Annotated in this window: 16 protein-coding genes and 1 pseudogene; 8 read left to right on the top strand and 9 right to left on the bottom strand. The window is 64.1% G+C overall.

From position 1 onward, the window contains the following. Positions 1–211: 211 nt before the first annotated feature. From MESAU_RS00955 to MESAU_RS00930, 6 genes are all read right to left on the bottom strand, one after another. Positions 212–703, bottom strand: a complete 492-nt coding sequence (locus MESAU_RS00955; protein WP_010913128.1) for a universal stress protein — start codon at positions 701–703, stop codon at positions 212–214. Between the two features lie 102 nt (positions 704–805). Continuing rightward, the gene (gene trpS, locus MESAU_RS00950; RefSeq protein WP_015314174.1) at positions 806–1,873 is read right to left on the bottom strand and encodes a tryptophan--tRNA ligase; all 1,068 of its coding nucleotides are present in this window, start codon (positions 1,871–1,873) and stop codon (positions 806–808) included. A 172-nt stretch (positions 1,874–2,045) separates the two neighbouring features. Continuing rightward, on the bottom strand, positions 2,046–3,653 hold the full coding sequence (gene murJ, locus MESAU_RS00945) for a murein biosynthesis integral membrane protein MurJ (protein WP_015314173.1): 1,608 nt from the start codon (positions 3,651–3,653) through the stop codon (positions 2,046–2,048). Positions 3,654–3,699: 46 nt separating this feature from the next. Continuing rightward, on the bottom strand, positions 3,700–6,501 hold the full coding sequence (locus tag MESAU_RS00940; RefSeq protein WP_015314172.1) for a [protein-PII] uridylyltransferase: 2,802 nt from the start codon (positions 6,499–6,501) through the stop codon (positions 3,700–3,702). An 89-nt stretch (positions 6,502–6,590) separates the two neighbouring features. Then, entirely contained in the window at positions 6,591–7,394 is an 804-nt protein-coding gene (locus tag MESAU_RS00935; RefSeq protein WP_015314171.1) for a glycosyltransferase family 25 protein, read from the bottom strand. A 323-nt stretch (positions 7,395–7,717) separates the two neighbouring features. After that, positions 7,718–8,530: a glycosyltransferase family 25 protein gene (locus MESAU_RS00930; protein WP_015314170.1), complete on the bottom strand. Its 813-nt coding sequence runs from the start codon at positions 8,528–8,530 to the stop codon at positions 7,718–7,720. A gap of 202 nt (positions 8,531–8,732) precedes the next feature. Here MESAU_RS00930 and MESAU_RS00925 point away from each other — a divergent pair, with 202 nt between their 5' ends. The 3 genes from MESAU_RS00925 to MESAU_RS00915 all read left to right on the top strand — a co-directional run bounded on the left by MESAU_RS00925 (position 8,733) and on the right by MESAU_RS00915 (position 12,625). Continuing rightward, positions 8,733–11,246 carry a heavy metal translocating P-type ATPase gene (locus MESAU_RS00925; protein ID WP_015314169.1) on the top strand — a complete coding sequence of 838 codons (2,514 nt, stop codon included), beginning with the start codon at positions 8,733–8,735 and terminating at the stop codon, positions 11,244–11,246. Positions 11,247–11,289: 43 nt separating this feature from the next. Continuing rightward, a complete protein-coding gene (gene copM, locus MESAU_RS00920) occupies positions 11,290–11,682 on the top strand; it encodes a CopM family metallochaperone (protein ID WP_015314168.1) in 393 nt (130 codons plus the stop codon). A 97-nt stretch (positions 11,683–11,779) separates the two neighbouring features. Continuing rightward, entirely contained in the window at positions 11,780–12,625 is an 846-nt protein-coding gene (locus tag MESAU_RS00915) for an aldo/keto reductase (RefSeq protein WP_015314167.1), read from the top strand. On the opposite strand, the gene mutS is transcribed toward MESAU_RS00915, so the two are convergent. Then, the gene (gene mutS, locus MESAU_RS00910) at positions 12,626–15,358 is read right to left on the bottom strand and encodes a DNA mismatch repair protein MutS (RefSeq protein WP_015314166.1); all 2,733 of its coding nucleotides are present in this window, start codon (positions 15,356–15,358) and stop codon (positions 12,626–12,628) included. 160 nt (positions 15,359–15,518) lie between these two features. Here mutS and MESAU_RS00905 point away from each other — a divergent pair, with 160 nt between their 5' ends. From MESAU_RS00905 to MESAU_RS29755, 4 genes and pseudogenes are all read left to right on the top strand, one after another. Beyond that, positions 15,519–16,712, top strand: coding sequence for a glycosyltransferase (locus MESAU_RS00905; protein WP_015314165.1), 1,194 nt, complete (start codon positions 15,519–15,521; stop codon positions 16,710–16,712). Positions 16,713–16,844: 132 nt separating this feature from the next. Then, positions 16,845–19,124 (top strand): NADP-dependent malic enzyme, encoded by a 2,280-nt coding sequence (locus MESAU_RS00900; protein ID WP_015314164.1) that lies wholly within the window; start codon positions 16,845–16,847, stop codon positions 19,122–19,124. 150 nt (positions 19,125–19,274) lie between these two features. Further along, positions 19,275–19,418, top strand: coding sequence for a hypothetical protein (locus MESAU_RS31000; RefSeq protein ID WP_157163614.1), 144 nt, complete (start codon positions 19,275–19,277; stop codon positions 19,416–19,418). A gap of 50 nt (positions 19,419–19,468) precedes the next feature. Beyond that, positions 19,469–19,588 (top strand): annotated as a pseudogene (locus tag MESAU_RS29755) (arginase family protein); the annotation flags it as partial. 13 nt (positions 19,589–19,601) lie between these two features. Here MESAU_RS29755 and MESAU_RS00895 read toward each other — a convergent pair. After that, on the bottom strand, positions 19,602–20,330 hold the full coding sequence (locus MESAU_RS00895; protein WP_015314163.1) for an antitoxin Xre/MbcA/ParS-like domain-containing protein: 729 nt from the start codon (positions 20,328–20,330) through the stop codon (positions 19,602–19,604). 271 nt (positions 20,331–20,601) lie between these two features. Then, on the bottom strand, positions 20,602–21,594 hold the full coding sequence (locus tag MESAU_RS00890; protein ID WP_015314162.1) for an adenosine kinase: 993 nt from the start codon (positions 21,592–21,594) through the stop codon (positions 20,602–20,604). A 198-nt stretch (positions 21,595–21,792) separates the two neighbouring features. Between MESAU_RS00890 and MESAU_RS00885 the strand changes: the two genes are divergently transcribed. Then, a complete protein-coding gene (locus MESAU_RS00885) occupies positions 21,793–22,695 on the top strand; it encodes a DMT family transporter (protein ID WP_041163575.1) in 903 nt (300 codons plus the stop codon). The last annotated feature ends 12 nt before the right edge of the window (positions 22,696–22,707 follow it).

The following is a 22,707-nucleotide window of genomic DNA, read 5'->3' as shown; positions in this document are numbered from 1 at the left end:
CATTCAAGCGAAACGCATCGCCAGAACGGCTGGCTGGCGGAATGTTTTTGCGACTCATGCCAAGCACTGTGAAGTGTGTCGAGATTCGGGTCAGGCCGAGTCGAAAATGATGGTTTCCGAGACCGGAGCGGAGCGTACTTGAAGTACGTGAGCACCGGAAGCGCAGGAAGCCGTCATTTGCAGGCCGCCATCACCCGAATGTCGATACACTTCAGGCGAGGCTGTCGATCTCCTCATCCGACAAATTCTGTGGCACCACGGTCACCGGGATCGGAAAGGCAGCACCTTTGCCTGCCACGGCACCGACCAGCGGTCCCGGACCTTCCTTGCCGGCGCCGGCTGCCAGCACGAGGATGGCGATGTCCTGGTCTTCCTCGATCAGCTTGTGGATCTCTTCCGTCGGTTTGCCCTCACGCACCACCATCTCCGGTTCGATGCCGAGCTTCTGCCGCACCTTGTTGGCGTAGCCGTCCAGCGCCGCGCGCGCCGTGGCGTTCGCCTCCTCGCGCATGATCTTCTCGACCCCCAGCCAGTGCTGGAAGTCGTCCGGTACGATGACATAGAGCAGCACCAGCGTGCCGCTGGTGCTCTGCGCCCGCTTCGAGGCGTAGGCGACGGCGCGCTCGCATTCCGGCGTGTCGTCGATGATCGTCAGGAATTTCCTGCGGTGACCGGCTTCGCGGCTGAGGCGTTTGGAGACCATGTCTATCTACTCGGTGTCTTTTCGGCCGCAATCTGCCACCGCCGCTGACCGGCGGCAAGCCGCCGGCCTTGTGCCAGTGTTGTGCAGTGCACGGCGCCGCGATCAGCCCTGCAGCAGCCCGATAATGTCGCGCACCGTCTTCATCGTCGTTTCGGCGAGCACGCCGGCGCGTTCGCCGCCATCCCGCAGCACGGCGTCGACATAGGCGCGGTCGCCCTGGATGCGGCGCATCTCGGTGGCGATCGGCGCCAGCCTCTCCACCGCGAGATCGGCCAGCGCCGGCTTGAACACAGAGAACTGCTGGCCGCCGAATTCCTTGAGCACATCGGCCTTCGACATCTCGGCGAGACCGGCATAGATGCCGACCAGGTTCTCCGCCTCGGGCCGGCTTTCCAGCCCGTCGACCTCGCTCGGCAAGGCCTCCGGGTCGGTCTTGGCCTTGCGGATCTTCTTCGAGATGGCGTCGGCATCGTCGGTCAGGTTGATGCGCGACAGGTCCGACGGGTCCGACTTCGACATCTTCTTGGAGCCGTCACGCAGCGACATGATGCGCGCTGCCGGCCCGCCGATGACCGGCTCGGTCAGCGGGAAATAGCCGTTCACCGTCTCCTCGCCTATCCTCATCTCGACGCCGACGCCAAGACCGGCGATGCGGTCGGAGAAATCGTTGTTGAATTTCTGCGCGATGTCGCGTGTCAGTTCCAGGTGCTGCTTCTGGTCCTCGCCCACCGGCACATGGGTGGCGCGATAAAGCAGGATGTCGGCCGCCATCAGCGAGGGATAGGCAAGCAGGCCCAGCGAGGCGTTCTCGCGGTCCTTGCCGGCCTTGTCCTTGAACTGCGTCATCTTGTTCATCCACCCTATGCGCGCCACGCAATTGAAGATCCAGGCGAGCTCCGCGTGCTGCATCACCCGCGACTGGTTGAAGACGATGTGCTTCTTCGGGTCGATGCCGGAGGCGAGGAACGCCGCGGTGATCGACCGCGTCTGGTCGGCAAGGTCGTCATGGACAAGCTGGGCGGTCAGCGAATGCAGGTCGACAACGCAATAGATGCAGTCGGACGTATCCTGCAGGGCGACGAATTTCTTGATAGCGCCGAGATAGTTGCCGAGATGCAGATTGCCGGTCGGCTGGACACCGGAGAAGACGAGTGGCTTGAAGGCGGACATGGTTTTCCTCATGGCTTGTGGAGGGCCGTATAAGCGTGATTCCGAAAAGTTGCGGACTTTTCGGAGCCAATCGTGCGGCTGGAAACCGCGCGAGGCGAAAGTCTGCGACGGCGCGCTTATGGACGAGAGCGCGGGCGGGATCAAGACCGGCCAGGCGGGATGCTCGGCCGATCTATTCGTCGAGTTCTGATTTTGCCACGGACGGGCCGGCTTCTGTCCTCCGGCGCCCCACATTGCGCCGGATCATGCTGAAATCGGCGCCGCCGGTGGCGAAAGCGGTGGCGAAATAGAGCAGCGCCCCGCCGGCCACCAGCGCCAGCACCGTCGTCGCCTTGACGACCAGCGGCGAGCCGGGGCCGATCCTTGTGGCCAACCAATGTTCGGCGAAATAGAGTGCGACACCCATGACCACCGCCGACAGCACCAGCCGTGGGATGCGCCTCAACAGCGGCACGTCGCGGCCCCAATGGCCGCGCCGGATCAGCACGGCAAGCAGCATCAGCGCGTTGACCCAGCCGGCGACGGCGGAGGCCACGGCGATGCCGGGTGCACCCATCCTCGGGAACAGCGTCAGCGCGGTGGCGACGTTCACCGCCACGGAGATTGCGGCGAAGATCATCGGCGTGCGCGTATCCTCGCGGGCGAAATAGCCTGGGGTGAAGGCCTTGATCAGCACGAAGGCCGGCAGGCCGAGACCGAAGATCGCCAGGATCGCCGCCACGACAGGTGTCGAATGGTTGGCGGCGAACGCGCCGCGCTCATAGACCAGCCGCACGATCGGCTCCGCCATTACCCAAAGCGCCGCCGCCGCCGGCAAGGTCATGAACAGGGTGAATTCGACGGAGCGGTTCTGCAGATTGGCTGCCTCGATCAGATTGCCTGACTTCAGCGCCCGCGACAGTTCGGGCAACAGCACGATCGCCACCGCGACGCCGACGACACCGAGCGGCAACTGGTAGACGCGGTCGGCATAAGCCAGCGAGGACACGGCACTGTCCTGCGCCGAGGCAATGGCCGTTCCGATCAGCTGGTTGATCTGGGTGATGCCACCGGTGATCGCCGCCGGCAGCGCCAGGATCAGGAGCCGCTTCACGTTCGGCGTCATCCTAGGCCGGCGGAAGCCGATCGAGATGCCCGCATTGCGCACCGCCACCCAGACGATGGCGAGTTGCACGACGCCGGCCGCCAGCACGCCCCAGGACAGGCCGAAGCCGACAGCGTGTGCATCCAGTCCGTGATACCAGGCATAGCCAAGCACGCTGATGAGGATGATGTTGAGGAAAGCCGGCGCGATTGCCGCGGCGAAATAGCGCCGCAAGGAGTTCAGCATGCCCGCCATCATGGCGGCGAGCGACATGCAGATGAGATAAGGGAACATGATCGTCGCAAGCGTGACGGTCGTCTCGAACTTGCCCGGCGTGTCGGCAAAGCCCGGCGCCACCAGGTAGCGCACGATCAGCGGCATGGCCAGTTCCATGGCGATGGTCAGCGCCAGGAGCGCGGTGAACAGCACCCCGAACACCTCTTCGGAAAAACGCCTGGCGCCATCGGTGCCGTGTGTCTCGATCTCCTTGGCGAACAGCGGCACGAAGGCGGCATTGAACGCGCCCTCGGCGAACAGCCGGCGAAAGGTGTTGGGGAACTGGAAGGCGGCATTGAAGGCGTCCGCGACCGGTCCGGTGCCGAGTGCGGCCGCCATCAGCATCTCGCGGCCGAAACCGAGCGCACGGCTCATCAGCGTGCCGGACGCGACGGTAGCGAATTTCTTGACGAGACTCATGCGTTCGCAAACTGCCTGTGGGATTGGAAGAAGGGGATGATGGCCGTCACTCGGCGGCTGCCTTGGCCTTGCCGCCGCGTTCGAGCGCTACACCTTCGAGCGTCGCTATCAGCCGGTTGCGGATGGTGGCGATGCGGGCCGGGTTGTCGATCTTCTGACCGGTCAGGTCGGTGACATAGAAGGTGTCGATGACCTTCTCGCCGAAGGTGGTGATATGCGCCGATGCGATGTCGAGCGACAGGTCGGATAGTGTTCCGGTGATTTCCGACAGCAGGCCGGGGCGGTCGAGCCCCTCGACCTCGATCACCGAAAACCGGTTCGACAATGCGTTGCGGATTTCGGCGCGTGGCGGAATCTTGAAGACCTTGGATCCGCGCCTTGGCTTGGTGCGTTTCTCGATCATCTCCGGCAGCCAGCTCTTGCCCGACAGCACGTCCTCGATCAGCCGGCCGACACGCTCGGCGCGCCGGCGTTCGTCCTCGTCGCGGTCGAATTCCCTCGAGATCAGGATCGTGTCCAGCGCGCGGCCGTCCGACGTGGTGAAGATCTGCGCGTCGACGATGTTGCCGCCGGCGCCGGCGCATGCCCCGGCAATCACCGAGAGAAGACGGGGATGGTCCTGCGCCAACACGGTGATTTCGGTAACCGCCTCGAACTGGTGGGTCTTGACCATGGTGGCGAGCTTGTTGCCCGCCGCGTCCGCCTCGCGGATGAATTCGGCGTGGCGAAGCTGGTCCGGCAGGTCCACCGTCAGGAGGTAGTTTTCATAATGCAGCCCGACATAGCGCTTGCGCGCCTTGTCGGGCCAGTCGGCGAGCGCCTCGGCCAGGCGTTCGCGCGCCGCCGCCGTGCGTTGGGCGCGCGAGACCTCCGAAAAGCCGCCGGTCAGCAGCAGTTCGGTCTCGTAGTAGAGCGTACGCAGCAACTGGCCCTTCCAGCCGTTCCACACGCCCGGTCCGACGCCCCTGATGTCGCAGACGGTGAGGATCAACAGCATCTTCAGCCGCTCGACCGATTGCACGATCGAGGCGAAGTCCTCGATCGTCTTGCGGTCGTTGAGGTCGCGGGTCTGCGCCGTCATAGACATGACGAGGTGGTTCTCGACCAGCCAGGCGACAGTTTCCGTATCGGCCGGCGAAAGCCCCATATGCGGGCAGATCCGCCTTGCGATCCTGGCGCCGGCCTCGGAATGGTCCTCTGGTCTGCCCTTGGCGATGTCGTGCAGCAGGACGGCGACATAGAGCGCCTCGCGGCTTTTCTTCAGCCCGGGCATCAGCGCATGCGACAGCGGATGCACCTTCTCGCCGTCGCCGCGCTCGATCTCGGCCAGCACGCCGATGCAGCGGATCAGGTGCTCGTCGACCGTGTAGTGGTGGTACATCGAGAACTGCATCATGGCGACGATCTTGCCGAAATCCGGGATCAGCCGGCCCAGCAATCCCGCCTCGTTCATCCGCCGCAGGTTGAGCTCGGCGTTGCGGTCCGAGGTCAATATGTCGAGGAACAGCCGGTTGGCTTCCTCGTCGCGCCTGAGCGACTTGTTGACCAGGCCGAGCGAACGGGTGAGCAGTTTCAGCGCATCGGGATGGAATTCCAGCCCGTGCTTGTCGGCAAACCAGAACAGCCTGAGAAGATTGACCGGGTCGCGCTCGAAGACGCCGTCGTCGGCGATGTTGATGCGATGGTTGTCGACGATGAAGTCCGACGTGCCGGCAAGCTTGCGCTTGCGGCGCTGGAAGGTGAGGAAGATGCGGTTGAAGCCGGGAACATGCTTGGCCTGCTCCTCCTCCAGCGCGGCGCAGAAGATGCGGGTCAGGTCGCCGACATCCTTGGCGACGAGGAAATAGTGCTTCATGAAGCGTTCGACCGCCGACAGGCCGGGATGGGTCGTATAGCCGAGCCGTTCGGCGATCTCGCGCTGAATGTCGAAATGCAGCCGCTCCTCGGCCTTGCCGGTGAGGAAGTGCATGTGGCAGCGCACCGCCCACAGGAAATCCTCGGCCTTCTGGAACTCGCGGTACTCGGCTTCGGTGAAGACGCCTTTTTCGACCAGTTCCTCGCCGGTGCGCACCCGGTAAAAATACTTGCCGATCCAGAACAGCGTCTGCAGGTCGCGCAGGCCGCCCTTGCCGTCCTTGACGTTGGGCTCGACCAGATAGCGGCTTTCGCCGGCCTTGGCATGGCGCTCGTCGCGTTCGGCAAGCTTGGCCTGCACATATTCCGGCCCGGTCGTGCGTACCACCTCATGATCGAAGCGCAGCATCAACTCGTCGTAGAGCTTGCGTTCGTCCCACAGGAAACGGGCTTCCAGGATCGAGGTGCGGATGGTGATGTCGGTGCGCGACAGCCTGAGGCACTCATCGATGTTGCGGGTGGCATGGCCGACCTTCAGCCCCATGTCCCACAGCATGTAGAGCATATATTCGACCGTCTGTTCGCCCCACGGCGTCTGCTTGTAAGGCAGCAGGAACAGAAGGTCGATGTCGGATCCCGGCGCCAGCGTGCCGCGGCCATAGCCGCCGACCGCAACGACCGCCATGCGTTCGGCCGAGGATCGGTTCTTCACCCGGTAGACATGGGTTGCGGCAAAATCGTAGAGCGAGCGGATCAGCTCGTCCATCAGGTGCGACAGCCGTTCGGCGCAGGCATTGCCGCCGCCATCTTGCCTCAGCATGGCCTCGGCTGTCTTGCGGCCCTCGGCGAGACGCCCCTTGAGAAGCTGAAGGACGGCCGTGCGGATGGCCTTGCTGGAACCGTCGCCGGCGCTGGCCGTGGTCAGCGCGGTCATCTCGCGACGCAAGGCTTCGCCGTCGATCAGTTCATCGAGCTTCAGGGAGATTTTCGCCATAGATATCGGTTGGCCTTGCCTTTTGGGCGGCGTCTATAGCGTGTTTTCGCGGCGCTGGGTATGGGCCTGCTGTCAATCCCGCAAACGCTCTAGTCGTTTGCCTCGACTGGAGCGAGCGGGACGACAATCTGCCGCCGTAGCCTGCAGAGATCGGTGATCTGCCGCGCTGCCCGGCTGGCCTCCCTGCGGATACGCGCGAGTGCCCGTATCCTGTGTCCATTGGCGAGCCCGCTTGCGACCCACTCGGCCTCCCTACCCTGTTCGAGCAGGCTCGGCAACCTGTTGCCCACGAACTGGTCCTGCGCACAGAGCGCCGGAACAAGCTGGTAGATCGTCTTGCCGGTCGAGATCGCGAATGTGGGATCGAAGATGAGATTGTCCACCGCCACATTGACATCGGCGGTTGTCTCGAGAAGGGCGCGTGCCATCTGCCGGGAGAGCAGGTATCCGCCCGTCCCTATATGGTTCTTGCGGAGCCTGAACAGGGAAAACCCGCCGCCGACGGGAAACCTCTCCCGCTGGATCACGGTAGTGTGGAAGAATGTCTCGAGCTTGACGACATCTGCGTCGGCGGGAATCCAGCTCGTATCGGCAAGCAACGTACCGGCTTTCGCGGAAAACACCATGTCGTCCTCGAAGACGGCGCCGTAGGGCGCTTCATCTTGCGCGATGATGGCCCAGCAGGCGCGATGGCTGTGCAAGCACGCGATCTCGCAGCCGGACAGACGTCGCACCGCATATCGTGCATGCTGGCGCTGCAGCGCGAGGTCTGGCCGGTCCCTTGCATCGATTGCGGCAACCCGCTCGAATCCGAGGCCGATGCGCGCAAACTCCGCCGTCATATGGGCAAGCCGGTCAGGGGATCTATCGAGGTTGATGACCAGACACTTCATTTCTTTAACAAAACTTTTTTCTTATGGCGCTCTATAGCACATGCGGAACCAGAGTTTTTATTTATGAGAAGGACTTGGTTTTTTGTAAATAAACAGGGAAACACGGATGTTTACCATCTCCTGGCTGGAATCACTATCGATATTTTGGATAGAGCAGGATTCAATTTCTGTGTCCGCTCGCCACACGGCAAGGTGGAAGCAACGCGGAGCTCTATATTTATCTTGGCAGGCTTTGGAGCTTCCTGCCATAGATGTCGGTCGGGCTTGCCTTCCGGCGGAGCTCAAGCGCATTCCTGCGGCGCCGGATATGGACTTGCCGGCCGTCAGGCAAGATTAGTCGGCTTCCCAGTCGTCTCGAAGGGGACAACGATGTGTCGCCGACCTCTGCAGAAGCCGAGAACCCACCGCGCTGTCCGTCCGCCTTCCCTCATTATTCTTTCAGCCGTCGGGCTTCTGCGTTTCGCGGCAAGCTCATTACCGGTTCTTGCGGCATCCCGCTCTTGGCCAAGCAGGCTTGGCAGTCGGTCGCTGACGAACTGGTCCTGCACACACAGCGCAGGGACGAGCTGGTAGATCGTCTTGCTGGATGAGACCCCGAACGCCGGGGTGAAAAGTAGATCGTCGGCGGTGATATTGATCGTTTCAGTCGCTTCGAGGAGATCGCGCGCGGCCTGTCTGGAGATAATGTAACCCCCGGTCCCCGGATGGTTCTTGTAAAGCCTGAACGCGGAAAAACCATGACCGGCGGCGATCCTTCGCCGGTGGATGAGGGTCTTCTTGAAGTACGTTTCCAATTTGACAATGTCGGCATCGGGCGGAATCCATCCGTCGTCAGCAAGCAACGGACTGGCCTTTGCTGAAAAAACCACGTCATCCTCGAAAACGGCGCCGTAGCGAGCCTCGTCCTGCGCCAGCATCGTCCAGCAGACGCGGTGGCTGTGCAGGCAGGCGACCTCGCTGGCCAACAAACGCCGGGACGCATAAATCGGATGTTGCGGTTGCTGCCCGAGTTCAGGGTGGCTACGTGCATCGACCGCCGCAACGCGTTGGAACGCGACGCCGATCCGGGCGAACTCTGCACTTATGTGTGCAAGTCGGTCCGGGGACCGATCTAGGTTTATGACCAGGCACTTCATTGTCGACAAAGGTCCAGCGGGATGGGCGGCGAACGATATATTAGAAGCGGCGCGCTTTTTAGTGTGGGCGCGCGGTTGTGTACAGTTTTCGCCATTTGGTCAATCCGCTGGGTTCGGAGAACCGAATTCAAAACAGCCCTTGACCTTCCAGTTACTGGAAGCACTACCTCTGCCTCGAAGCAGGTGCATCGAGGCATTAGAGATGACGCATTCAGATCACGATCATCACACGCATGGCGCTCATGGCGGCTGCTGCGCGGCAAAGGGCACGGGCGGAGATTCGGATGCGGTTCTGCGCGATCCGGTCTGCGGCATGACGGTGGAGCCGGCCGCCGGCAAGCCGACATCCGAGCATGGCGGCCGCCTCTATCATTTCTGCAGCGAGCGATGCCGTTCGAGGTTCCAGGCCGAGCCGGAAAGCTACCTGACCGCCGTTGACCCTGTCTGCGGCATGATCGTCGACCGCGCCGACGCCAGGTATTTCGCCCGCCATGAAGGCCAGGGCTTCTATTTCTGTTCGGCCGGCTGCAAGGCGAAGTTCGAGGCGGCGCCGCAAACTTATCTCGGCGACAGGCCGGCGCCGGCGCCGATGCCCAAGGGCACGCAATACACTTGCCCCATGCATCCGCAGATCATCCGCGACAAGCCCGGCTCCTGCCCGATCTGCGGCATGGCGCTCGAGCCCATGGGCGTGCCGACGGGCGATGAAGGGCCAAATCCCGAACTGGTCGACTTCACCAGACGCCTCTGGGTGAGCGCGGTGCTGTCGGTCCCGCTGCTGATCGTCGCCATGGCGCCGATGGTAGGCCTGCCGCTTGAGGGCCTGGTCGAGGATCGCGCGAAGGTCTGGATCGAACTGGTGCTGGCGAGCCCGGTGGTGCTGTGGGCCGCTTTCCCGTTTTTCCATCGCGGCTGGGACTCGATGCTCAACCGCAGCCCCAACATGTGGACGCTGATTTCGCTGGGTGTCGGCGCCGCCTATCTCTACAGCGTCGTGGCCACGCTCTTCCCGGACATCTTTCCGCATCAGTTTCGCGGCCATGGCGGTGCGGTGCCGGTCTATTTCGAGGCGGCCGCCGTCATCGTCGCGCTGGTCTTCCTCGGCCAGGTGCTGGAACTGCGCGCCCGCGAGAAGACCGGATCGGCGATCCGAGCTTTGCTCGACCTCGCGCCGAAGACCGCGCGGCGGGTCGCCGAGGACGGCGCCGAGATCGATGTCGGGCTGGACGAGGTCAAGACCGGCGATCGCCTGCGCATCCGTCCCGGCGATGCCGTCCCGGTCGACGGCACGGTGCTCGAAGGCCGCTCCTCCATCGACGAATCGATGATCACGGGCGAGCCCTTGCCGGTCGAGAAGGCCGAAGGCAACGCCTTGACCGGCGGCACGCTCAATAAGAACGGCTCGCTGATCATGCGCGCCGAACGGATCGGCGCCGAGACGACGCTGTCGCGCATCGTCGAACTCGTCGCCAAGGCACAGCGCTCGCGCGCCCCGATCCAAGGCCTGGCCGACCGCGTTTCCTTCTACTTTGTCCCGACCGTCGTCCTGGTCGCGATCGCCGCATTCGTCGCCTGGGCGATCTTCGGCCCCGAGCCCACCCTGATCTTCGCCATCGTCTCGGCGGTTTCGGTGCTGATCATCGCCTGTCCCTGTGCGCTGGGTCTCGCCACACCGATGTCCATCATGACCGCCACCGGGCGCGGCGCGCATGCCGGTGTGCTGATCAAGGAAGCCGCCGCGCTCGAGCGCTTCGCCTCCGTCGACACGCTGATCGTCGACAAGACCGGCACGCTGACCGAGGGCCGGCCGAAATTGACCGATGTCGTTGCTGCCAGCGGCTTTTCCGAGGACGAATTGCTGAGATGCGCCGCGACCCTGGAAAAAGGGTCGGAGCATCCGCTGGCCGAGGCCATCGTCGACGGAGCCGGCCAGCGCGGCGTGAAGATCGCCGAGGCCGGCAGCTTCGAGGCGGTTACCGGCAAAGGCGTTTCCGGCACGGTGTCGGACAAGAAGGTCGCGCTCGGCAATGCCGCGATGATGGCCGATCTCGCCATCGACGTTTCCGGGGTCCTGGCCAGCGTGGAAGCCTTGCAGGGCGATGGCAAGACGGTGATGTTCGTCGCTGTCGACGGCAAGCTGGCCGGCATCGTCGCCGTCGCCGATCCGGTCAAGGCGACCACGGCCGAGGCGATCAAGGCACTGCATGGCAGCGGGCTGCGGATCATCATGGCGACCGGCGACAATGAGCGCACGGCCAGGGCGATCGCTGGACATCTCGGCATAGACGAGGTTCGGGCAGGTCTGTTGCCGGAACAGAAGGCAGCGCTGGTCGAGGAACTGCGCGGCAAGGGTGCCGCCGTCGCCATGGCCGGCGATGGCGTCAACGATGCGCCCGCGCTTGCCGCCGCCGATGTCGGCATCGCCATGGGAACGGGCGCCGATGTCGCGGTCGAAAGCGCCGGCATCACCTTGGTCAAGGGCGACCTCAACGGCATCGTCCGCGCCCGAACGCTGGCCCAGGCGACCATCGGTAATATCCGGCAGAACCTGTTCTTCGCCTTCCTCTACAATGTGCTTGGTGTGCCGGTCGCGGCCGGCGTGCTTTATCCGCTCACCGGCACGCTACTGTCGCCGATGCTGGCGGCGGCGGCGATGAGCCTGTCCTCGGTCTCGGTGATCGCAAACGCATTGCGCCTGAGAACGTTGAAACTGTGAGATTAACCCCCAGATACGAAATCCAACCGACAGGAGACCATGAATGACCTTGGCTAAAAAACTCGTGCTGCTGCTGATGGGCGCCGGAATGCTGCTTGCCGTCTTCCTCGAAAGCGTGCCGGCGCAGAGCGAGGAGATGAAGCACGACATGGGTGCCATGGCCATGGGGGCGGAAAGCCCTTCCACGGCGGGCTACAAGGCGGCGATGGACAAGATGCATACCGACATGATGGCCTACCAATATACCGGCAACGCCGATGTCGATTTTGTCCGCGGCATGATCCCGCATCATCAGGGGGCGATCGACATGGCCAAGGTCGAACTGGCCAACGGCAAGGATCCGGAAATCCGCAAACTCGCCGAACGCGTCATCGCCGCGCAGGAAGCCGAAATCAAGCAGATGCAGGACTGGCTCGCCGCCCATCCGGTGAAGTAAGGCATCAACGGCGGCGACCGGAGAACCCGAGCTCCATCCTGGATTTCTCCGTATGCTTGTGATGCCATGCGCCTCGATCGCTTACCCAGGAGCCCCCATGCCCACGACGACAAGAACCACCAAGCTGCCTTCGGGCGAAGCCGTCCAGGTGCTGGGACAGGGCACCTGGAAAATGGGCGAGGATGCCCGCCGTCGAGCCGGGGAGGTCAATGCCTTGAAGCTTGGGCTGGACCTCGGCATGACGCTGATCGACACCGCCGAAATGTATGCCAGCGGCGGCGCCGAGGAGGTGGTGGCCGAAGCCGTCGCCGGCCGGCGCGAAGAACTCTTTCTCGTCTCCAAGGTGCTGCCGTCCAATGCTTCGCGCACCGGCGTGCCGGCGGCTTGCGAGAAAAGCCTGAAGCGCTTGCGCACCGACCGCATCGATCTTTATCTCCTGCACTGGCCGGGCAGCGTGCCTTTGGCCGAGACCGTCGACGCTTTCGAGGCTCTGAAGAAGGCCGGCAAGATCCGCCACTGGGGCGTCAGCAATTTCGATACCGATGAAATGGAAGAGCTCACCGGTTTGCGCTCGGGCGGCAATGTCCAGACCAATCAGGTGCTCTACAATCTGATCCGGCGCGGCCCCGAATTCGACCTTGCACCATGGAGCCGCCAGCGCGGCATTCCGCTGATGGCCTATTCGCCGGTGGAGCAGGGTGCTTTGGCGCGCAACAGCAGGCTTGACGCCATCGCCGCCCGTCACAATGCGACCCCTGCGCAAATCGCCTTGGCCTGGGTGATGCATCAGGACGGCGTTATCGCCATTCCCAAGGCCGGCAGCCAGGAGCACGTCCGCCAGAATTTTGCCGCGCTGGACATAAAGCTTACCGCCGATGACCTCGCCGATCTCGACCGTGCATTCCCCCCACCGACGCGCAAGCGCGGACTGGAAATGATCTGACTATTTCCCCGCCAGCCCCTTCAGCCGGTAAAGCGCCTCCAGCGCTTCCTTGGGGGTCATCTCGTCGGGATTGATCTCACCGAGTGCCGCGCCCAGCGCGTCGCTCTTCACCGGCTTTGGCGCTTCCCGTTTCATCGCCACCGAAAACAGCGGCAGGTCATCGACCAGCCGGTTGGCCTTGCCGGAAACCTCGCCTTCCTCAAGCTGATGCAGAACTTCCTTCGCGCGGCCCACCACCGCTTCCGGCAAGCCGGCAAGGCGGGCTACCTGGACGCCGTAGGAGCGGTCGGCGGCACCCTTGCCGACCTCGTGCAGGAAAACGACGTCGCCTTCCCACTCCTTGACCCGCATGGTGACGTTGGAAAGCCGCGCCAGCTTGCCGGCGAGCGACGTCATTTCGTGGAAGTGGGTGGCGAAGATCGCCCGGCAGCGGTTCTTCTCGTGCAGATACTCCACCGCCGCCCAGGCAATCGACAGCCCGTCGAAGGTGGCGGTGCCGCGGCCGATCTCGTCGAGGATCACCAGCGCCCGTTCGCCGGCCTGGTTGAGGATCGCCGCCGTCTCCACCATCTCGACCATGAAGGTCGAGCGGCCGCGCGCCAGGTCGTCCGACGCGCCGACGCGTGAGAACAGCCGGTCGACGACGCCGATATGGGCCGATGTCGCCGGCACGAAGGAGCCGGTCTGGGCCAGGATGGCGATCAGCGCGTTCTGCCGCAGGAACGTCGACTTGCCACCCATGTTGGGGCCGGTCAGCAGCCAGATCGCGCCGTTCTTGGCATTGCCCTCCGGCGAGAGGTCGCAATCGTTGGCGACGAATGGGCCTTCGCCCGAACGGCGCAGCGCCTGTTCGACCACCGGATGCCGCCCGCCTGAAATCTCGAAGGCAAGGCTGGAATCCACCACCGGCCGGCACCAGGCCTCGCTTTCCGACAGAAGCGCAAGCGCTGCCGACACGTCGAGCACGGCGAGCGCGTCGGCGCCGGCGCGGATCGCCTCGGCCGCGTCGACCGCTTCCGCCGTCAGCGCATCGAAGGCGGCCAGTTCGATGCTCAGTGCCCGGTCGGCGGCATTGGCGATCTTGGTCTCGAGCTCGGCGAGTTCGGTCGTGGTGAAACGCATGGCGTTGGCCATGGTCTGGCGGTGAATAAAGCGCGCCTTGGCGCCATCGCTGCCAGTCATGACGGCGTGATGATTGGCCGTCACCTCGATGTAGTAACCCAGCACATTGTTGTGCCGGATCTTCAGGGAGCGGATGCCGGTTTCCTCGATCAGCGAGCGCTCCAGTCCGGCAATCACTTTTCGCGACTCGTCGCGCAACGCCCGCATCTCGTCGAGGTCCGGGTGGTAGCCGCCGCGAACGAAGCCGCCGTCGCGTTTGAGCAGCGGCAGTTCCTCGCCGAGCGCCTGGGTGAGATGCTGGGCAAGCGCCTTGGGCAGCGCCTTGATCGCGGCCATCGCGCCGGCCAACTCCTGGGGCAGGGCGATCGCGGCAAAGGTTTCGGCGATGGCACCGGCCGCCTCGAAACCAGCGCGGAGCGCGCCGAGATCGCGTGGCCCGCCCCGGTTGAGCGCCAGCCTGGACAGGGCGCGAGGCATGTCGGCGACGCTCTTCAGGCTCATCCGCACCGCCTGGCAAAGCCTGACCTCGGAGCGGAAGAACGAGACGGAGTCCAGCCGCGCGCCGATGGCCGCCGGGTCGGTCAGCGGCGCCATCAGCCGGTCGGCGAGCAACCTCGCGCCGCCACCGGTCACCGTGCGGTCGATTGCCTTGAACAGCGAACCCTCGCGGCTGCCGGACAACGTACGCAACAGTTCGAGATTGCCGCGCGTCGCCGGATCGATGAACAGGGTCGAGCCCTGCTCCTCGCGCTCGGGCCGCGACAGCGGCGGCCGCTCGGCCTTTTGCGTTTTCTCGACATAGGCGATGGCGCCTGAGATCGCCGACAATTCGGCGCGCGAAAACGTGCCGAAACTGTCCGGTGTCGCCACCTCGAAAAAACGCGCGATCCGCCCCGTGGCCGAGGCCGAATCGAACAGGCTCGGGGGCTGTGGGCTGGCGACACGGCCGAGCACGTCGAACACCGGCTTCAGGTCGGGATCATGAAACACCGGCTCGGCGACGATGAGTTCGCGCGGATCGACACGGAAGATGTCGGCCAGCAGCCGGTCGGCGGTGGTCTCGGCGACGCGGAAAGCACCAGTCGAGATGTCGATCCAGGCAATTGCAAAGCTGTGCTCGCTGCCGCCCTTCACCCGACCCAACGCCATCAGATAACTCGATTCCGACGGCGCCAGCAGTTTGTCCTCGGTGATGGTTCCCGGCGTCACCAGCCGCACCACGTCGCGGCGCACGACCGATTTGGAGCCGCGCTTCTTGGCCTCGGCCGGATCCTCGATCTGCTCGCAGACGGCAACGCGGAAGCCCTGGCCGATCAGCTTCTGCAAATAGTCGTCGGCCGCATGCACCGGCACGCCGCACATTGGAATGTCGTGGCCCTGATGCTTGCCGCGTTTGGTGAGCACGATGCCCAGCGCCCGGCTCGCCTTCTCGGCATCGTCGAAGAACAGCTCGTAGAAATCGCCCATGCGGTAGAACAGCAACGAATCCGGGTTGGCCGCCTTGATCTCGATGAACTGCTCCATCATCGGCGTGACGGCGGCAACGCCGGGCTGCGGCGGCGTCATCGCCTCGGGGGCGGCGTCGGGCTCGTTCGGGCTGTGCATGTTCATGGCGCGGCACGCTAGCAGATGTGATGGCGGGGTTTAATGCCAGGCCATCGAAAAGCAGGGGAAGACCGCGAGCTGTCTTCATGGAACGGCTGTTCAGCTGCATTGCCCGACGCGGCGATCGCGAATATCTGTCATCTTGGGCAATAATGGCGGGGACGTCATGGACAAAGACGGGCACGAAACGTTCGAGGAGATGGTGGGACCGATCGACTCGGCGCTCGAGCGCTTCTGGCTCATGACAGCTCGGCACGCCAGCCAACGGTTGGGCAGGCTTAAGTTTGTAGCAGCCAAGCGCCTTCCTTTCGCGCTGCCGCTCAGCGGTCCGTTGTCCCACCTGGATAGCGGCATTCGGCTTGCAGCTTACGTGCTCAGCCACGATCCGCTGCTGATCTACACGCCGATCGGCGGCGAGCGCCCCCTCAACTCAGTGGTGGCAATCGGCCGTCGCCTGGCCTCGCGCCGCGCCGTGTTCCTGCTGATGCCGAGTTGGACGCTTGAGCGGCCCCATGTCGTCGCGAAGCTTGGCAGGGATCTCGCCTGGTACCGTGAGAGCTTCTCGCTTCACGAACTGATCTTTCTTTGCAACACGCAAGAGGAGCGTCGTCTGGTCACTGCTGCCGGAGGAACCGCGATCTTCTCCAACCACAATCTGATGGTCAGCGAGGACATATTTCGACCACTGCCGGACATTTCTGTCGAGTTTGATGCGGTCTATAACGGCCGCATTTCGCACACCAAGCGCCACCACCTCGCCTTCGATATCGAAAGGCTCGCCCACATTACCTTTTCGATCGGCGAGCTGCCGCGGGCCGGCGACCGTGCCTTCATCCGTCGCTTGCAGGCGCAATCGCCGCTGCATCGTATCGCCAACCCGATCGTCAATGGCCTGACTGGCTGGCTGGCGCCGCAGGAGGTCAACCGCGTCTACAACCAGGCCGCGGTTGGGCTCTGTCTGTCGGCGGCGGAAGGGGCGATGTGCTCCAGCATGGAATATCTGATGGCGGGGTTGCCGGTGGTGAGCACGCCCAGTCTTGGCGGCCGGGACGTCTTTTTCGATCCGGACTATTGCATCATCGCCGAGCCCGATCCGGCGGCGATCCGGCGCGCGGTCGAGACGTTGCGCGACCGCGCCATTCCCCACGATGAGATTCGCAACCGCACGCTGGCCAAGGTGCGGGCTCAACGGGAGGAACTCACAGTGTTCCTGTCCGACCTGTTGAAGAGGATGGGAAGCAGCCAACCGCCGCTGACGCAATGGCCGTTTCCCGGAACCAGGACGCTGCGGCGCTGGGCAACGGCCCGCCAGCATGCGGATGAAATCACGACATTGGGAACGGCGCGGAAAGGCTTCTGACCGGCCGTATCCGCTTTGAAGCAGCCTTGCCCAGCTTCGTGGTTTACACGCGGCGGCCCGTGGTCTTAATTCGCAAGCACACAGGTACCCGCTTCAAGGAGGTGCCGCACCGGCGAGGAAATCAAAAGCACCATGGCCAGGAAAACCGAGAACAACGGTCCGTCCGTCAGCGCGCAGGAAGCGCTCGAATTCCACGCCATGGGCCGGCCCGGCAAGCTGGAGATCGTCGCCACCAAGCCGATGACGACGCAGCGCGATCTCAGCCTCGCCTATTCGCCAGGCGTGGCAGTGCCCGTGCGCGCCATCGCTGAGGACCCATCCAGGGCCTTCGATTACACGACGCGCGGCAACATGGTCGCCGTCATCTCAAACGGCACCGCCATTCTTGGCCTCGGCAATCTCGGCGCGCTGGCCTCCAAGCCGGTGATGGAAGGCAAGGCGGTGCTGTTCAAGCGCTTCGCCGATGTCGATTCCATCGACCTCGAGGTCGACACCGAGGATGCCGACGAGTTCATCAACTGCGTGCGCTTCCTCGGTCCGTCCTTCGGCGGCATCAACCTGGAGGACATCAAGGCGCCGGAGTGCTTCATCATCGAACAGCGCCTGCGCGAACTGATGGACATTCCGGTCTTCCATGACGACCAGCACGGCACCGCCATCATCTCGGCCGCCGGTCTGATCAACGCGCTGGAAATAACCGGCCGCGACATGAAGACCACGAAGCTGGTCTGTAACGGTGCGGGCGCGGCCGGCATCGCCTGTATCGAGCTGATGAAGGCGATGGGTTTTTCGCCAGAAAACATCATCCTGTGCGACACCAAGGGGGTTGTCTTCCAGGGCCGCACCGAGGGCATGAACCAGTGGAAATCGGCGCATGCGGTCAAGACGGAAGCGCGTTCCCTGGCCGAAGCGCTGGACGGCGCCGACGTCTTCCTCGGCCTTTCGGCCAAGGGGGCGCTGACCACCGCCATGGTGCAGTCGATGGCCAAGAACCCGATCATCTTCGCCATGGCTAACCCCGATCCCGAGATCACCCCGGAGGAAGTGGCCGAGATCCGCACCGACGCCATCATGGCCACCGGGCGGTCGGATTACGCCAACCAGGTCAACAACGTGCTCGGCTTTCCCTACATCTTCCGCGGCGCGCTGGATGTCAGGGCCACCACCATCAATGACGACATGAAGATCGCCGCCGCCCGCGCGCTGGCCGAACTGGCGCGCCAGGACGTGCCCGACGACGTCGCCGCGGCCTATCAGGGCAACCGGCCGAAATTCGGCCCCAACTACATCATCCCGGTGCCGTTCGACCCACGCCTGATCTCGGCCATCCCGATCGCCGTGGCCAAGGCTGCAATGGATTCTGGCGTCGCCCGCAAGCCGATCCTCGATCTCGACCGTTACGCGCAGGAGCTTTCCGCCCGCCGCGACCCGATCGCCTCGACGCTGCAGCGCATCTACGACCGCGTGCGCCGCCAGCCCAAGCGCATCGTCTTCGCCGAGGGCGAGGAGGAGCAGGTGATGCGCGCCGCCGTCTCCTACGTGAATCAGCGGCTCGGCACCGCCATCCTGCTCGGTCGCGACGACGTCATCAAGGAGAACGCCAGGCACGCTGGCATCGACCTGAACAAGCAAGGCATCGAGATCATCAATGCGCGCCTGTCGCGCCGCAATTCGATCTACACCGACTATCTCTACGAGCGCATGCAGCGCAAAGGCTTCCTGTTCCGCGACTGCCAGCGGCTGATCAACAACGACCGCAACCATTTCGCCGCCTGCATGGTGGCGCTGGGTGATGCCGACGGCATCGTCACCGGCGTGACCCGCAACTATTCGACCGCGCTCGACGACATCAGGCGCGTCATCGATGCCAAGCCCGGCCACCGCGTCATCGGCGTCTCGATCGTGCTCGCGCGCGGCAAGACCGTGCTGGTCGCCGACACCGCCGTGCACGACATGCCCAACGCCGAGCAGATCGCCGACATCGCCGAGGAAGCGGCGGGCTTCGCCCGCCGCATGGGCTACGAGCCAAGGCTCGCCATGCTTGCCTATTCCACTTTCGGCCATCCGCAGGGCGAACGTTCCGAGCGCGTCCAGGAAGCCGTGCGCATCCTCGACAAACGCCGCGTCGATTTCGAATACGATGGCGAGATGGCCGCCGACGTCGCGCTCAACGCCCGCGCCATGGCGCAATACCCGTTCATAAGGCTGACCGGTCCGGCCAACGTCCTGATCATGCCGGCTTTCCACTCGGCCTCCATCTCGACCAAGATGCTGCAGGAACTCGGCGGCTCGACTGTGATCGGCCCGCTGCTGGTCGGGCTGAACAAGCCGGTGCAGATCGTTTCGCTGAACGCCAAGGACAGCGATATCGTCAACATGGCGGCCATCGCGGCGTACACGGCGGGGGCTTGAGGGGCTTCCCCCGTGTTGGACGCCTCGTGCCAGCCGCATCACCTGCTTGTGGCTGGCGATCTCCGACAGCAGCCAATCCCGGAACAGCCTGACGCTGGTTGAATTGCGGTTGCCCGGCTTCTGCCGCAGGCAGTAGCTCTGTGGAATTGCGTGGCGGATCGTGAAGGGCGCGACCAGCTGGCCGCTGGCCAGCAGGTCCTCGACCATGATGTTGTCGGCCAGCGCCACGCCGCCGCCATTCACGGCCTCACGGACGGCAAGCGCCGGGTCGTGGAAGATCGGGCTCGCGTCTGACCTTCGACATCGATTGCCTCGATCCGGCCTATCTCCCGGCACGGGCACTCATTGTCGGCGCCGACGTTGTGGAGGTGGCGCCCGCCTATGACCACGCCGATGTCACGTCGCTTGCCGGGGCGGCGGTGCTGCAGCACTATCTCGGCCTGCTCGCGGAACGAAAGGGCTGACAGCGCGCCGACTTCACCCCGGCGCGAACGCCCGCGCCGCCTCCACGACTTCCTCCGCCTGGTCCCGCCGCAGCAGGTCGATGGGAATACGCCCATCAAGGTGCGCCGCTGGACGGGTCAGCCACAGCCATGCGAGTCTCGGATTGCCGATCAGCTCCAGCACGTCGCTTATGCCCGCGACCGGCCTGCCATCGACGAACTGCGCCAGCGGGAAGACGTGCTTGCGGCCACCCTTGCGCAGAGCGATGACGTCGCCGCGCCTCTGCCAGCGGTGCAAGGTGGAGCGGGCGATGCGCAGGTTCTCTTCCAGATAGGTCGAGCCGGCGACGCGTCCGGCCCAGTCCTCGATCAGCATCGATTCGAGGTCGTCGGACTGGGGGAGCGGGAGCGGGGTTTCGGCGTCGGCCAAAAGGGCCGAGGACAGGTTGTCCGCGCCAGCGGTGCCGGCTTCGCCGCGGCGGGCGGCTTCCGCCGCCAGCGCCCGCACGAATTTCTGGGCCAGGCCCGGAAGGTCGGCATGGATGGCGTCGATGGCGCGCTGGTGCTTGGGCGACAGCAAGGTGACGGCGGACGCTATCGAGCCGGCGATCTTGCCGACCGAGACCATTGTGGGGCCGTTGATGGCTTCGTCATAATGGGCAAGCGCACGCTCGACCCTTTCCGCCACCATGTCGGCGAAATCGTCCTGCGTGATGCCGGTTGTCTTGGTCTGAAATGTCGTCTTGGTCTGAAATCTTGTCATGCATCTGTTTTCTGGGCCGCGCGCTCTCCTCCCTCGACCGCGGCCAGTTGTTGAACGGTTACGGCGGAAAGTGGAAAGTGCGACGGCAACGAATGCAGCGACCCGACAGGTTGCTGTCCTGCATTGCTTCACACCCCGATTAGCATGTCGAAATGTCAGTTACGGCACGCTCGCATTTGCGTGTAGGAGCGGTATGTGACAACTGCGCGACGATGAGAAGCTGTCCGGGCTTGCCCCCTTTCCCCAACAGCGGGCGAAGAGAAAGGCGTTGTTACAGCAACCCCGCCTGCTCGGCCTCTTTGCGCAGGTTCTGCCTTGGCCTAGGGCCGATCTGCTGGATCACCAATCCGGCCGCCAGTGAGCCAAGATCGCCGCAAGTCTGGAGGTCGCGTCCCTGTGTGTAGCCATGCAGGAAACCGGCGGCGTAGAGATCGCCGGCGCCCGTCGTGTCGACCAGTTCCTTGATGGCGGTCGCCTGGATGACCACGGTCTCGTCGCCACGCACGATAACCGAGCCCTTTTCGGAGCGGGTAACCGCCGCGATCTTGCAATCCTTGCGGATCCGCGCCAGCGCTTCGTCGAACGACGACGTCTGATAAAGCGACTTGATCTCGTGGCTGTTGGCAAAAACGATATCGACCGTGCCCGAACGCATCAGGTCTAGGAACTCGTCGCGGTAACGGTCGACGCAGAACGAATCCGACAAGGTCATCGAAACTTCGCGACCGGCCGCGTGCGCCAGTTTCGCCGTCTGCCGGATCGCTTCCTTGGCGCGCGGCGGGTCCCACAGATAACCCTCGAAATAGGTTACCTTGGCGCCGGACGCCTTGTCGGCTTCGACATCTTCCGGGCCGAGTTCGACGCAGGCGCCGAGATAGGTGTTCATCGAGCGCTCGCCATCGGGCGTGACGAAGATCATCGAACGCGCCGTCGGCGGCTCGCCCTGGAGCGGCTTGGTGTCGAAGGCGACACCCTGCGCGTGGATGTCGTGCGCGTAGATTTCGCCCAGCGCATCGCTGGAGACCTTGCCGAAGAAGGCGGCGCGTCCGCCAAACGAGGCAACACCGGCCGCCGTGTTGCCGGCGCTGCCGCCGGAGGCCTCGATCGCCGGGCCCATGCGGCTGTAGAGCAATTCGGCGCGCTGCGTGTCGATGAGATTCATCGCGCCCTTGATGATGCCGTTGGTCTCGAGGAATTCCTCCTCGCACTGGGCGATGATGTCGACAATCGCATTGCCGATGCAAAGCACGTCATAATCCGGCATCAATGTCTCCGCCAAAACCCGGGCCGGCTTCTTGCCATGCCCGCGCGGGTCTACAGCATGACCCTGAAAACTGGCAACCGATTTTCTGTCCTTGCCGCGCCAGCCAGGCGCTACGACAATTCGACCGTGGCCGAAACATTTCGTCGCGATGTCGCCTACATCTGCGCCTGTTCGATCACGGTCCGAAGGCGCGAGCCCATGCCTGCCAAAAACAACACGACCATCGACCTGGCATTGCTCGGCGTGCTGGCGGTGCTTTGGGGAGCCTCCTACACCTTCATCAAGATCGGCGTAGAGACCATCCCGCCCATCACCTTCATCGCGGCCCGCACCCTGATCGCCGGCGCCATCCTGTTCGCCATCATCCGCTGGCGCGGGCTTGCCATGCCGGGCGATGCGGCAAGCTGGCGCCGCTTCGCCTTCCAGGCCTGCCTCAACAGCGTCGTCCCGTTCACGCTGATCGCCGCGGCCGAGCGTTCGGTCGACGCCGGCCTTGCCACCATCCTCAACGCCACCTCGCCGATCTTCACCTTCCTGCTGACGGCGCTCATCACCCGTCATGAGCCGGTGACCGTGCGCAAGCTGGTCGGCGTTGGCGCCGGCATCGCCGGCATCTGCCTCATCGTCGGCACGCAGGCGCTTGGCGGCATCGGCCACCAGCTCTGGGCACAGATCGCCATCGTCGCGGCAACCGTGTGCTATGCGGGCGCCGCCATTTTCGGCCGAGGCTTCAAGGGCCTCGATCCGATGCTTCCCGCCGCCGGTTCGATGCTGTGCGGCGCTGTCATGCTGGTACCGCTCAGCCTGGCGGTCGACCAGCCATGGACGCTGGCGCCTTCGACGGCTTCCATCCTTGCCCTGCTCGGCCTGTCCGTGTTTTCGACGGCACTGGCTTTCGTCATCTATTTCCGCCTGATCCACACGCTGGGTTCGGTCGGCACCACGTCTCAGGCCTATCTGCGGGTGCCGATCGGCGTCGGCATCGGCGCCGTCTTCCTCGGCGAAAGCCTGGGGCCCACGGCCTGGCTCGGCATGGGGTTTGTCGTCGCCGGCGTGGCGGCCATGACCATACCGGTTCGTAAGCCGGGCTTAGCCCGATAGGCAGATCTGGGG

The organism is Mesorhizobium australicum WSM2073, assembly GCF_000230995.2.
Classification (GTDB): Bacteria; Pseudomonadota; Alphaproteobacteria; order Rhizobiales; family Rhizobiaceae; genus Mesorhizobium; species Mesorhizobium australicum.
Note: the sequence above shows the minus strand (reverse complement) of the source record. Positions and strands in the feature narration are given on the sequence as shown.